The 13643-nt window shown below is 40.3% G+C and carries 14 protein-coding genes and 1 riboswitch; all 14 genes read left to right on the plus strand.

Features of this window, described 5'->3' with window-relative positions; all coding sequences use genetic code 11:
• The first annotated feature begins 10 nt into the window (after positions 1 to 10).
• Entirely contained in the window at positions 11 to 550 is a 540-nt protein-coding gene (locus tag COJ96_RS13635) for a cob(I)yrinic acid a,c-diamide adenosyltransferase (RefSeq protein ID WP_098574125.1), read from the plus strand.
• 94 nt (positions 551 to 644) lie between these two features.
• The gene (locus tag COJ96_RS13640) at positions 645 to 1484 is read left to right on the plus strand and encodes a methyltransferase domain-containing protein (protein ID WP_098574127.1); all 840 of its coding nucleotides are present in this window, start codon (positions 645 to 647) and stop codon (positions 1482 to 1484) included.
• Positions 1485 to 1577: 93 nt separating this feature from the next.
• Positions 1578 to 2777 carry a CbiX/SirB N-terminal domain-containing protein gene (locus tag COJ96_RS13645; protein ID WP_098574129.1) on the plus strand — a complete coding sequence of 400 codons (1200 nt, stop codon included), beginning with the start codon at positions 1578 to 1580 and terminating at the stop codon, positions 2775 to 2777.
• Positions 2778 to 2873: 96 nt separating this feature from the next.
• Positions 2874 to 4394, plus strand: a complete 1521-nt coding sequence (locus tag COJ96_RS13650) for a cobyric acid synthase (protein WP_098574131.1) — start codon at positions 2874 to 2876, stop codon at positions 4392 to 4394.
• Positions 4387 to 5427 carry a nicotinate-nucleotide--dimethylbenzimidazole phosphoribosyltransferase gene (gene cobT / locus COJ96_RS13655; protein WP_098574133.1) on the plus strand — a complete coding sequence of 347 codons (1041 nt, stop codon included), beginning with the start codon at positions 4387 to 4389 and terminating at the stop codon, positions 5425 to 5427. The genes COJ96_RS13650 and cobT overlap by 8 nt, the downstream gene beginning before the upstream one ends.
• 75 nt (positions 5428 to 5502) lie before the next feature.
• Positions 5503 to 6384: a GHMP family kinase ATP-binding protein gene (locus COJ96_RS13660; protein ID WP_180230115.1), complete on the plus strand. Its 882-nt coding sequence runs from the start codon at positions 5503 to 5505 to the stop codon at positions 6382 to 6384.
• A 127-nt stretch (positions 6385 to 6511) separates the two neighbouring features.
• Positions 6512 to 7336, plus strand: a complete 825-nt coding sequence (locus COJ96_RS13665) for an MBL fold metallo-hydrolase (RefSeq protein WP_098574137.1) — start codon at positions 6512 to 6514, stop codon at positions 7334 to 7336.
• Between the two features lie 123 nt (positions 7337 to 7459).
• Complete coding sequence (locus COJ96_RS13670) at positions 7460 to 7582, plus strand: histidine kinase N-terminal domain-containing protein (RefSeq protein WP_098574200.1); 123 nt, start codon at positions 7460 to 7462, stop codon at positions 7580 to 7582.
• Positions 7583 to 7702: 120 nt separating this feature from the next.
• Positions 7703 to 7813: riboswitch (TPP riboswitch) on the plus strand.
• A 146-nt stretch (positions 7814 to 7959) separates the two neighbouring features.
• Positions 7960 to 8955 (plus strand): ABC transporter substrate-binding protein, encoded by a 996-nt coding sequence (locus tag COJ96_RS13675; protein WP_098574139.1) that lies wholly within the window; start codon positions 7960 to 7962, stop codon positions 8953 to 8955.
• 13 nt (positions 8956 to 8968) lie between these two features.
• Positions 8969 to 9259, plus strand: a complete 291-nt coding sequence (locus COJ96_RS13680) for a thiamine-binding protein (RefSeq protein WP_098574141.1) — start codon at positions 8969 to 8971, stop codon at positions 9257 to 9259.
• Positions 9259 to 10026: an ABC transporter permease gene (locus tag COJ96_RS13685; RefSeq protein ID WP_098574203.1), complete on the plus strand. Its 768-nt coding sequence runs from the start codon at positions 9259 to 9261 to the stop codon at positions 10024 to 10026. Before COJ96_RS13680 ends, COJ96_RS13685 begins: the two co-directional genes overlap by 1 nt.
• Positions 10023 to 10763: an ABC transporter ATP-binding protein gene (locus COJ96_RS13690; RefSeq protein ID WP_098574144.1), complete on the plus strand. Its 741-nt coding sequence runs from the start codon at positions 10023 to 10025 to the stop codon at positions 10761 to 10763. Before COJ96_RS13685 ends, COJ96_RS13690 begins: the two co-directional genes overlap by 4 nt.
• The gene (locus tag COJ96_RS13695; protein ID WP_098574146.1) at positions 10760 to 11527 is read left to right on the plus strand and encodes a TatD family hydrolase; all 768 of its coding nucleotides are present in this window, start codon (positions 10760 to 10762) and stop codon (positions 11525 to 11527) included. The genes COJ96_RS13690 and COJ96_RS13695 overlap by 4 nt, the downstream gene beginning before the upstream one ends.
• 522 nt (positions 11528 to 12049) lie before the next feature.
• The gene (locus tag COJ96_RS13705) at positions 12050 to 13624 is read left to right on the plus strand and encodes a spore germination protein (protein WP_098574148.1); all 1575 of its coding nucleotides are present in this window, start codon (positions 12050 to 12052) and stop codon (positions 13622 to 13624) included.
• The last annotated feature ends 19 nt before the right edge of the window (positions 13625 to 13643 follow it).

Raw genomic sequence — 13643 nt, forward strand, 5'->3', positions numbered from 1 at the left:
AGGTTTGTACATGGCTCGACAAGGGATGCTGTTAGTTTATACAGGAGAAGGCAAAGGAAAAACAACTGCTTCACTTGGTGTGGCATTACGTGCAATTGGCCGCGGCATGAAGGTGAAATACTTTCAATTTATTAAATCACCTGAACGTACATATGGTGAACAAATTGCTCTGCGAAAACTTGGTGTTGAAACAGTGCAATTAGGAATCGGTTTTACATGGACTAAAACACCGGAGGAGCATCGTGATGCACTTGCGAAAGCTTGGCAGACTGTAAAAGAAGAGCTAAAGGATGAAACAACAGATGTTTTAGTACTGGATGAGCTGAATAATGCGCTAGCCATCACTCGTTTTCCAATCGATGATGTATTGCCAGTACAAGAGGTGTTAACGGCCATACAAAACCGTCCTAAAACGATGCACCTTGTCATCACAGGCCGTTCTGCACATCCATCGCTACTCGCTTTAGCTGATTTAGTGTCAACAATTGATGCCACAAAACATTATTATGCGGAACAGGATGTTAAAGCGATGAAGGGGCTTGAGTTTTAAGCACTCAGGACGCCATGGGTAAATCACAAACTGGCACCCAATTCACCAGAAAAGGGTTTTCCAGTTTTGTTGTCGAGATTGAGGAGAAAATTCAATGATAAAAGAATCCCCTTTACAATTTGATTTTGAAAAGCTGTGGAAAGAAGGCATGTTAGACTGGCATGGCAAGATGCCAGAACGAATGATCGATGATGAGCTGGAAGAAGCATTTTGGGCTCAGTCCATGAAGAAAAAAACATACAAGCAAACAGATGACTATGCAAAAAAAATCTACGAAAAAATGAAACCGCATATCCCGCAAAATTCATCTTGTATTGAAATGGGGCCGGGATGGGGCAACTATACCTTCCAACTCTGTCAGGATGTCAAAAGTTTAACGTTAGTGGATGGTTCTGAAAGTGTGCTTGCTTATTTACAACAATACTTTGAAAACGATGCAAATGTTCAGTTCGTTCATAGTAAATGGGAAGAAACGCAAATTGAGCAGCATGATGTTGTGCTTGGGGTGAACTGCTTTTATCGTATGTATGAAATGAATGCGGCGCTGAAAAAAATGAACAGGCTTGCCAAAAAGCGCGCCATCATTGGCGTAACAACAGGACCTATTCAGCCGCATTACGTTATTTTAGATGAGCAGTTTGGCTATGACATTAAATATCCCCGCCGTGATTATATTACCATCGTCAATATGCTGTATCAGTTAGGAATTTATGCAAATTGTGAAATGCTCAAGCTGGAGCGTGAGTATCGTTATGATACATTGCAGCAATTATATGAAGCACAAAGCAAAAAAATCCTATCACCCCGGTTTGATATGACACATGTCAAAGCATCACTCGAACGCTTCATTGTAATAGATGATGGCCAATATGTGTACCGACACCCATTCTATGCAGCGATCATTAGTTGGGAGCCTCGGGTTTTACATGACTAAGTTCCGTTTTGCATTACTAAAATATCGGGGGCGCTGTTGCTATAACAAAGAGACATAGGGTGTACAAGGGATAGAAGAGGGGGAGGTCACTTTATGACAACATGGAATTTAACGCAAATGCAGCGTCACTTACTCATTTGCAATGGGGCAACCTGTATGGGAGCAGGAGCTGAAGAGGTCACGCAGCAAATTCGTGATGAGATCCGTAAAAACCGTTTGGATGAACATATTCATACATCGCGTACACGCTGTAACGGCCGCTGTAAAGATAAATGCGTCGTAATTGATTACCCAAAAGGGACATGGTATTCGGTTCAACATGAAGAAACCGCTCGTGATCTTGTTCATGAAGCAGTTGAACAAGATGCGATTATTTATTCAATGGAGCACGGTGTGCGAAAACGGAGCGAAGACCGCATAAAAGGAATTGAAAAATACAGAAAAGGTAATGGACCGGTGAAAAAAGCTGTATTATTTGTTGGACATGGCAGCAGGCTGGAGGCAGGGAATACAGAGGTTCGCGAATTTGTCGGGCAAATGACAGAATACATTGATCCAGCCCTTTTAGTTGAAACATGTTTTTTAGAATTTGCATCACCAAATATTGAAGATGGGATTCAGTTGTGTGTTGAAAAAGGTGCAGATGAAATCCATGTAATTCCCATCATTTTATTACATGCAGGACATTCAAAACTGCACATTCCTGCAGAAATAGAACATGCTAAAGAGCATTTCCCGGATGTTCGATTTACCTATGGCCAAACGATTGGTATTCATGAGGAAGTCTTTGAAATTTTAAAAACAAGACTGACTGAAGCAGGTTTTGATGTAGATCAAAAGCATGAGGATACGGCTATTCTATTAATTGGACGAGGCGGCAGCGATCCATATGCTAATGGTGATTTTTATAAAATCAGCAGATTATTGTGGGAGAAATTAAATGTACCTATTGTTGAAAGTGCCTTTATGGGGGTAACGACGCCAACTGTGGAGGATGGGATGGAAAGGTGCATTAAATTAGGCGCAAAAAAAATCATCATGCTGCCGTATTTTTTATTTACGGGAATTTTAATGAAAAGAATGAATAATTTGGCCGAACAGTTTAAAGAGTCTTATCCGCATATATCAATTGATATCGCTCAGTATTTTGGCTATCATCCAAAGTTAAGAACGGTACTGTTAGAACGTATGAATCAGGCCTTAAACGGCACTTCGACTGGAATGCTAGATTTAGAAAATTTCCGTAAATATGCGGAAGAACATGGGTATGAACATCATCATCACCATAATTAGAGGGTAGGCAACTGGTATTGTATACTCATTTTGATTTTGGCTCGTGCCCTGGGCTGGTCGGAAATTAAATCAAGAAATGTTAGGAGTTCAAAGAAAATGGCGAAAGCTCTTAAACTGATGTTTCAAGGTACCAATTCTGATGTCGGCAAAAGTGTCGTCGTGACGGCCTTTTGCCGTATATTCGCCCAGGATGGATATAAAACGGTTCCTTTTAAATCGCAAAATATGGCCTTAAACTCTTATATCACAGTTGACGGAAAAGAGATAGGAAGAGCACAGGGGGTCCAGGCCGAAGCAGCAGGGATTCAGGCGACAACTGATATGAATCCGATTCTGATCAAACCGAATCGGGATAACCAATCCCAAATTGTGGTCCATGGAAAACCGTATAAAAATATGGAAGCCAGTGCGTATCGCAAGGAATTCTTTCAAACGGGTATTGAGCTTATTAAAGAATCGCTTGTTGTTCTGTCAGAAAAGTATGAACGTATTGTCATTGAAGGGGCGGGCAGTCCTGCCGAGATTAATCTGAATGACAGGGAAATGGTCAATATGCGGGTTGCAAGTATGGCTGACGCCCCTGTGATTTTGATTGGGGATATCGAGAAAGGCGGAGTCTTTGCCAGTTTAGTAGGAACCCTTCTGCTAATGGAGCCTGAAGACCGTGCCCGTGTCATTGGCGTCATCATTAATAAATTCCGCGGCGATATTCGGCTCCTGGAACCTGGATTAATGTGGTTTGAGGAATATACAGGTAAACCAGTTCTCGGTGTGATTCCATATTTGCAAAATTTAAATATCGATGCCGAGGATTCAGTTATTTTAAATCAATATACATCTGTCCAAAATACCGAAAAAGAACTTGATATTGCAGTGGTTCAGTATCCGAAAATTTCCAACTTCACTGATGTGGATCCTTTTTTTGCCGAACCTGATTGCCATGTCCGGTTTATTACAAGAGCGGATCAATTACACAATCCAGATTTAGTGATTCTTCCAGGAACTAAGAATACCATCGAGGATTTGCTCTTTTTAAGAAAAAGTGGAATATCCGAGAAAATCGTGGAATTACAGAAAAAGAACCAAACCGTGCTATTTGGAGTCTGCGGCGGCTATCAAATGCTTGGCGAAAAAATCGAGGACCCGTTGGCAATCGAGTCACTCCACCAAGAAATCGAAGGTCTTGACTTACTGCCCATTCGGACGACGATTACAAAAGACAAGACAACCGTATTATCAAACGGGCTCTTAAGTCTTTACGGCAAACATTTCAACGTGTCAGGTTATGAGATTCATATGGGAGAAACAAAGAAGACCAGAGAATCCAATGGGCTCATTGAAACACAAGGCCGATCAGATGGCTGTAAAACGTCAGATGAAAGGATCATTGGCACATACTTTCATGGGATTTTTCATAATGATGAATTTCGTAAGGAGCTATTGAATCAGATTCGCCAAACAAAGGGATTGGCACCTATTAATCAGCGGGTATCTTTTAATCAATTGCGTGAAGAAGCGTTTGATTTGTTAGCGGATCATGTAAGGGCACACGTAAAACTTGATTTGATTGAACAAAAAATGAATGAATTCAAAAAAAGGGGATTACACAATGAATGATCTAAAAACGACGATTCCACCTCTGGATGCAGAAATGGGTCAAAAGGTCCGTGAGTATATCGATATTTTAACCAAACCTCCAGGCAGTTTAGGCAGATTGGAAGAATTGGCGATACAACTGGCGGAAATGACTTCCGAAGCCTTTCCTGTCGTGTCGCCTCCTGGTGTAATTGTGTTTGCCGCGGATCATGGAGTGTCCGAAGAAGGGGTATCTGCTTACCCGCAGGAAGTGACCGCGCAAATGGTAATGAACTTTTTAAACAGCGGTGCTGCGATTAATGTCTTTAGCAGACAAATTGGAGCGATGTTTGAGGTAGTCGATATTGGTGTCGCCGCTGATATCGAGGCGGACGGTGTCGTGCAACGGAAGATTCGTTACGGAACAAGAAATTTTTGCAAGCACAATGCGATGACAAGAGAAGAAGTGGAAAAAGCGATCACCGTTGGCTATGAACGGGCTGAACATATGATTAAGCATGGATGCAAATGTTTAATTCTTGGTGAAATGGGAATCGGCAATACGACACCAAGCAGTGCCATACTAGCCGTTTTAAGCGGTCAGGACATCCGTACGCTTGTTGGACGGGGAACAGGGATTGCACCTGAAAAAATCAGCCATAAGCAAGATGTTATTTCCAGAGCACTAATGGAAAGAAATCCTGACCGGAACGATCCGATCGATATTTTAATCAAAATAGGCGGCTTGGAAATTGCGGGAATGACGGGTGCAATGCTAGCGGCAGCGGCAAACAGGATTCCGATTTTGGTCGACGGGTTTATCTGCACCGTTTCAGCACTACTGGCAAAGGAAATGTGCGAGACTGCAAGTGATTATATGATTGCTGGACATCAGTCCGTGGAACCGGGACACAAAATAGCCCTTCAGTTATTAAGAAAGAAGCCGCTTGTTGATCTGGATTTGCGTTTAGGGGAAGGAAGCGGGGCAGCGATTGCCTTCCCAATCTTACAGGCAGCCACATTAATGCTGAAGGAAATGGCCACGTTTACATCGGCAGGTATTTTAATAGAGTAGCGTAAAGGAGGCTCATCATGACATTTTGCCATTGTTACGGGCCATAGCGAACCGGGGATGGAGAGGAGATTAAAAATGAAACTTGGTAAAGGAAGCTGTAATGGGACGTTTGGAGAACTTGTACAAGGGGTCATCGGTGACCGCCCTTTTTTAATCACTCTGCCAATCCCAAGTTTAAGAAGCGAGGCTAGTTTTACCCCAGACCCGTCCATTTCCAAAATAAGAGTAGAAGATTCAAAGACAAAAGCCATGAGAGCAGGGGAATTGTTACTCAAACGATTTCACATAAAGGAAGGAGGGCATCTTGAAATACACTCCAATATCCCAGCTGGCAAGGGGCTGGCCAGCAGCTCCGCTGATATCACAGCCGCATTAAGAGCCATTTCTGACAGTTATTCTCTTCCACTGACCAATGAAATGATTTCAACCATTTCCACACAGGTTGAGCCAACAGATGGGGTGATGTATGAAGGGATTGTGGCCTATGATTATTTTAACGGTAAGCTCTTGGAAAGCTTCGAGGACTTACCTCCGTATATCCTCGTAGGGATAGACCTCGGAGGAACCATCGATACAATCCAATTTAATCAAGTTCGAAAAGCCTATAGCGGAGAGGATCAAAAGCAATTCTTAGAAGCCTATCATCTGGTGAAAAAAGGTTGTAAGGAAAGAAATTTTGCTGATATTTGCAAGGCAGCTACGATAAGTGCACGAGTGAATCAAAAAATATTGCCTAAGCCTGTTTTTCATCATTTAGAAAAAATAGCTGATACCTATCAGGGAGGAACCATTGTGGCCCATAGTGGAACGGTCGCGGGTATTTTACTAGATCATAATATCCCAAATCGCGATAAGGTGGTATCACATCTATTACGGGAAATATCGATTGCTTTCGTGAACTCGAATCTAAGACTTTTTCAATATGATAGCTATGAAAGAATAATAGTTTACGACTAAAAATTGTGATAACTTGGTATGAATAGAGTATACATATAAAAATCAAGTAGCATCAATAGGTAATTTGTTTGTTAAGAGGAGGACGTTATTAAAAAGTGAGTAATGAAAAAGTAAAGGAGAGGTGTTTTTGAAAAAATATATATGTGAAACTTGTGGAGTTCAGTATTCAAGTTCAATCGAAGCACCAAAACAATGTTTGATTTGCGAGGAAGAAAGACAATTTGTTAGTTCCAAAGGACAGGTGTGGACCACATTAGAAAAGCTGATAAAGGTCGGTACATATAGTAATATCATTGAGCTCCAAGAAGAAGGATTACATAGCATAAAGACGAATCCAAGTTTTGGAATTGGACAGTCATCTTACCTTGTAAAAGATAGACATTACAACTTATTGTGGGATTGTATTACATATATTGATCCATCAACCATTTCACATATTAACAAATTAGGCGGAATTGATGCTATTGCTTTATCACATCCCCATTATTACTCTAGTCAAGTAGAATGGGCTGAAGCATTCGATGCACCAATTTATATTCACGAAGATGATAAAGAATGGGTGACAAGACCCAGCGAGAAAATTATTTTTTGGTCTGGAGAATCGAAAGAATTGCAGGAAGGCCTTATCCTTCATAGAATCGGAGGACATTGTAAAGGCGGTACTGTTTTAGAGTGGAAAAATGGAAGCAGTCAAAATGGAATTTTATTGAGTGGAGATATTATACGCGTGGCAGCTGATTGTAAATGGGTGAGTTTTATGTATAGTTATCCTAACTTCATTCCCCTGCCCAGTGTAACAGTTGAGAGAATCGCCGATAGGGTAAAAAAATTTACATTTCATCGATTATACGACGCATTTCATCGCATTATTAAAGATGAAGCCGATTTGGTCGTTAATAGGTCAGCGAAAAGGTACATTGAAGCACTAAATGGAACACTATTTAATTCTTAATGCGTTAATTATTTAAGCGATAGACTAAAAAAAACAGAAGATTGACACTTATCTAAATGATATATAAAATATTTTTATATATTAGAAGAATAAGATTGGGGCAATGACATGATTAAAACTGAGATGAACAACGTTGTAACTCTATGTCAGCTTCACACAGACCTATCGGAACAAGATATACAAAAGATTCAAGATGTGGTTCAAAACCTGCAATTAATTGCCGATTTAAATCAAGCAAATTTATAAGTAACCCTTCTAAACTTGATGTTTCATGATAAAAAGTATTTGTTAACAAGCATAAATACATAAAATAAATTGGCATTGACTGCCTTGACTGATATAATAATAAAATAATAACTGAAATACGATGAAATGTGGGGGAACCGGTGTTGCCGGTTGAGATTTAGTCCGTGAGACTTATGACCCTTGGAACCTGATCTGGTTGATACCGGCGGAGGGAACATATTCTTAAACAATTAATTGTTTGCTGATATGCACTCAGGTTCTTTGCCTGAGTGCTTTATTTTGTTTAAGCAAGTTTTTGCCTTCTAACCAACACTAAGGTTTCGCTCTATTTCATTTGTTTCACTTTAGATTTTATTTTACATATGGAGGGATACAACATGAAGAAATGGCTAGTACTACTCCTTTCAGTCCTTCTAGTGACTGGATGCAGCAGCAAAAAAGAAACAGAAAACACAAAAGAAAAAAAACAGCCGCTTAAAAAGGTCTCGGTTGTACTGGATTGGACGCCAAATACCAATCATACTGGATTATATGTAGCAAAAGAAAAAGGATTCTTTAAAAAAGAAGGCTTGGATGTGGATATTATCATGCCGGGTGAGACTGGTGCTGACCAACTAGTCGCTTCTGGCAAGGCGCAGTTTGGTGTAGGTTACCAAGAAGCGATTACCCAGGCACGGATACAAGGGGTACCGCTCGTATCGATCGCTGCAGTGATTCAGCACAATACATCAGGATTCGCTTCACCAGCTGGCAAACAGATTCAATCTCCGAAGGATTTTGAAGGAAAAACATATGGTGGATGGGGATCGCCAGTCGAAAAATCTGTCATCACTTCTCTAATGAAAAAGGAAAACGCTGATGCCAATAAGGTGAAAATCGTGAACATGGGGGATACCGACTTTTTTACGGCTGTGAAACGAGACATCGATTTCGCTTGGATTTACTATGGGTGGACTGGTGTAGAAGCAGAGCTTCGTAATGAAAAAATTAATATGGTTTACTTAACAGATTACTCTGACAAACTGGACTACTATACACCTGTTTTAGAAACAAACGAAAAGATGATTGAAGAGAACCCAGAAACGGTTAAGGCATTCGTAAATGCCGCTGCCAAGGGGTATGAATTTGCCATTAAAAACCCTGATCAAGCTGCAGATATCCTGATTAAAGCAGCACCGGATTTAGATCCAAAGCTGGTAAAGAAGAGTCAAGAATGGTTGTCTCCGAAATATCAGGATGATGCAAAGGAATGGGGAATTCAAAAGCAAGAGATTTGGGAAAATTATGCCCAATGGATGTATGAGAATAAACTTCTAGATAAGAAATTAGATGCGAAAAAAGCATTTACAAATGAATTTTTACCAAAACAGTAGGGGGTAGAAAAATATGGCGAATTCATTAATCAGCATTCAAATCATCCCGAAAACAAAGGATGGAGAAGACGTCATTCCATACGTCGATGAAGCGATTAAAGTCATTGCTGAATCTGGTGTGAAATATGAGGTACACCCGTTAGAAACAACCATGGAAGGCGAACTCCACGAATTATTTACGGTGATTTCAAAAATGAATGAACGAATGATTGAAATGGGAAGCAAAAATGTCATTTCTCAAGTGAAAATCCTTTATCAGCCATCTGGCATTGCCATGGATGACTTAACGGAGAAATATCGATGATGAAGAAGAATCTTGGAAAAGGGTGGAGACCGATTTTGGTTCTCCTCCTTTTGTTTGTCATTTGGGAGATTGTTGTTAAAATAGCAGAAGTGCCGGAATGGCTTCTTCCGCCGCCATCAAAGATTTTCATTGAGGCCATTGCCGGTTGGCGTGATTTTTATCCTGATGTGTTTTCAACGGTTAAAATTTCACTATTTGGATTTGTCGTTGGAGCATTCATTGGACTGGCGGTCGCTATTTTATTCCATCTGGTGCCTGTTTTAAGGGATTCTTTCTATCCATTGTTGATTTTATCGCAAAATGTTCCCATTATCGTTCTGGCTCCACTGTTGGTCATTTGGTTTGGGTTTGGATTATTGCCCAAAATGATTGTCATCACGCTTGTTTGTTTCTTTCCGATTACAGTCGCTGCTTTGGATGGATTTAGCCAAACCCCTTCCGAGTTGAAGCATTATATGAAAATGGCAGGTGCAACCAAAACACAGCTTTTTTGGAAATTGGAGCTGCCGTCATCACTGCCCTCGATTTTTTCAGGCTTTAAGGTTTCTGCCACGTATAGTGTAATGGGTGCCGTTATTTCTGAATGGCTTGGTGCCAAGCAAGGGATTGGTGTCTTTATGACATTCGCCTCGTCGTCTTTTCGAACGGATCGGGTATTCGTTGCCATTTTTACGATCATGTTCTTAAGCCTCTTTTTTTTCTTTTTCATCGTTTTTATAGAACAAAGAGTGGTTCGCTGGCAGCCGAAAGGGGATAAGAAAAAATGAGCTATCTTCGTTTTCAACACGTTTCGAAACGTTTCCGGCAAAATGAAGTACTGAAAGACCTTGATTTTTCCATTAATAAAGATGAATTTGTTTCTATTATTGGTCCTTCAGGCAGTGGAAAAAGCACCATTTTCAATTTAATTGGAGGAATTCTTTCGCCAGATGAAGGGGAGATCCTATTAGACGGCCAGTGCATTAATGGCAAGCGTGGTTTTATTAGCTATATGCCTCAGACTTCTTCTCTTTTCCCGTGGAGGACAATTCTTGAAAATGTCCTTCTTGGCCAAGAGCTTCATGGTAAAAAAGACGTAAAAGCAGCACGAGAAATGCTGGCGATTGCCGGACTCTCAGATTATGAAAACGCCTATCCTCACATGCTGTCTGGAGGAATGAAGCAGCGAGCTGCTTTTATCCGTGCCTTATTGAGCCCGCAAGAGGTGATCTGTCTTGATGAACCTTTTTCCGCTTTAGATGAGCTAACCCGGTTTGAAATGCAGAAATGGTTAATGGACATGTGGGAATCGCATCGACGGACGATTCTTTTTATTACTCACAATATTGAGGAAGCACTGTATCTATCCGATCGAGTAATGATGCTGTCTGGTAAGCAAGCAACGGTCGTTTCAAACATAGAGATTCCTTTTGATAGGCCGCGGCACGAAGGGATTCTGCTGGATGAAAGCTTTATTCAATGCAAAAGGGATATATATTACCAATTAGTAGGTGAAGTCAAATGAAGATGATCGACGCTCATATCCATTTGGATCACTATCAGGATGAGGAAATCAAACGGATGGTATTGGATTCTGCCCAAATCGAGGCCTTGATTTCTGTATCGTTTCATTTGGATTCCAGTAAAAGAAACCTCTTGCTTTCACAAAAATATCAAAAGGTAAAACCTGCATTTGGCTACCATCCAGAACAAACATTGCCTTCTGAAAACGAGCTGAAGGTTCTGCTCAATTGGATGGACGACCACCGTGATGAAATGATTGCGGTAGGAGAGGTGGGTCTGCCATACTACTTAAGGCAAGAGCAGGGCATTTCAATTGCTCCTTATCTTGAAGTATTGGAAGTGTTTATCAGGAAGGCGAAAATATGGGACAAACCGATTGTTCTTCATGCTGTTTACGATGATGCACCTCTCGTTTGTGACCTTCTCGAAACATATTCTGTTTCCAAAGCGCATTTTCATTGGTTTAAAGGGGATCAGAAAACAATAGACCGAATGATACGAAACGGCTATCATATTTCTATTACCCCGGATGTGGTGTATGAACAAGAAATCCAGCAGCTTGTCAGCGTCTATCCTCTCGAATATATGATGGTTGAAACCGATGGTCCTTGGCCATTTGAAGGTCCATTTGCGGGGAAAGTGACCCATCCGAATATGATGGAGGAATCCATAAGGAAAATTGCTCTGTTCAAAAAGCTTTCCGCTGAGGAAGTTTCAGATGTCTTACATCAAAACACAAAAGGGTTTTACCACATAACAACTTGAAGCTGCCGATCAAACATTGGCAGCTTTCTTTATTTAGAAATAATGAACAGAAAACCAAGTGATTCATAAAGATCTGTGATACATAGAAATGTGTTTTAGTTATCGGTTGGCTCTTTTTTAAATTCTCATCAATTACTTGTGAATTAAACTTTTATTCTAGGTTTCGTATAATAATCAGGGGTATACGAAACGAACCCTATTAAAAAAAAAAGCACAAGAGCTGCTATTTTAATATAAAGGAAGGGTATCTGTTTCAGGTAGATTCCGATTAATTTTCTTATATAAGGTAATAATAATGCTAACAGAAAAATGATGAATTTATTATAAATAAGATAACAACATTTTACAGAAGATGGTCCTTGTGCTAGCTGTAGGCAGGGGACATTAGTTGATAAATATGTGGAAAAATATTGTTTCCTATCTTCTAGACTCGATTGTTTTTATGCAAGTATTTATTGCGTTTTTCATCCCATGTTCTATCTCGAGATTTTTTAGTTGGATCAGTACTTCAAAGGAAGAGTGATGAGAATGTGGAGATCAAAGATCAGAAAAACAAAAAAACATGGAATTGAAAGTGAAAATAAGGAAGAATATAAGCCTTATGAAAATTTAACAGGTTATTTTACGGGCGATTTCACCTTGGATTTGGACCTTATTAGGCAAGAAATCAATCATAATTCGGATATGCACATTCGAGAGTTTAATATCGGGCGCACAGGTATTCGGGCGGCCATCATTGTTGTAGAAGGACTTTCCGATAAAGATCTCATCGACAAACATATTATGAAATCATTGATGGTTGATTTTTTCGACGAATTTAAACAGGAACCATCTTATGTGAAAGGAACCATTTCAAAAGAGTTTATAAAAAATCAAATTCTTTCCATTAGTGATGTAAAAGAAGCCCATCATATAAAAGAGTTGATACCAAAAGTATTGACAGGTTCAACAGCCCTATTGATTGATGGATTATCAGATGTGTTCATACTTGGTACAACCAAAGCAAACAAACGGAATATTGAAGAGCCGGCATCAGAAGCATTGGTCAGAGGTCCACGAGTTGGTTTCACTGAAAGTTTAACCGATAATACCGCCCTTTTGAGGAGCCATGGTGAAAACGTGGACTTATCATTAATAAAATTCCAAGTAGGAAAAAATGCAAAAAAAGATTTGGTCATCGCCTATATGAAAGAGATTGCTGACCCGGAATTAGTTGAAGAGGTAAAGAAAAGAATTCAGAAAATCGATATTGATCATGTACCGGAATCAGGCTATGTAGAGCAGCTCATCGAAGATAATTACCTCAGTCCCTTTCCTCAAGTACAAAGTACAGAGCGTCCCGATCGTGTAATCAGCGGATTGATGGAAGGACGAGTTGCGATCTTGTTAGATGGAACGCCTTTCGCTTTGATCGCTCCAGTTACATTCAGTATGCTATTGCAATCGCCGGAAGATTATTATGAACGATGGATTCCCGGCACTTTCTTCCGTCTATTGCGTTTTGGAGCAGCCATTATTGCGTTGTTTGCACCTTCATTGTATATTTCTTTTATCTCGTTTCATCAGGGATTGATCCCAACCGAGTTAGCTATTTCAATCATAGAAACTAGGGAAGGTGTGCCCTTTCCCGCATTAATAGAAGCACTCCTTATGGAAGTAGCTATCGAAATTTTACGGGAGGCTGGGCTGCGTTTACCTAAAGCCATTGGCCCAGCGATGGGGATTGTTGGCGGACTAATCATCGGTGAAGCAGCCGTACAAGCAGGGATTGTTAGTAATATTATGGTTATTGTAGTATCAATAACCGCCATTTCTTCCTTTGCCATTCCGAGTTATAATGCAGGGATCCCATCGCGTATTCTTCGCTTTGCAGCCATGTTTTGTGCTGCATTGTTTGGATTGTTCGGAGTCATTCTGTTTTTCCTCTTTCTTTGCAGTCATTTGGTGAAACTGAAGAGTTTTGGCGTACCTTATGTAAGTCCTGCTGTGCCTTATCGATTAAGTGACTGGAAAGATTTTATGGTTCGCATGCCACTTCAGATGATGAAACGTCGTCCGAAGATGATGCAGACAAAAAATCAAGTTCGTAAAAGATAGCCTACTTAGAAAGGAAGTG

The organism is Bacillus sp. AFS073361 (assembly GCF_002567005.1).
Taxonomy (GTDB): Bacteria; Bacillota; Bacilli; order Bacillales; family Cytobacillaceae; genus Neobacillus.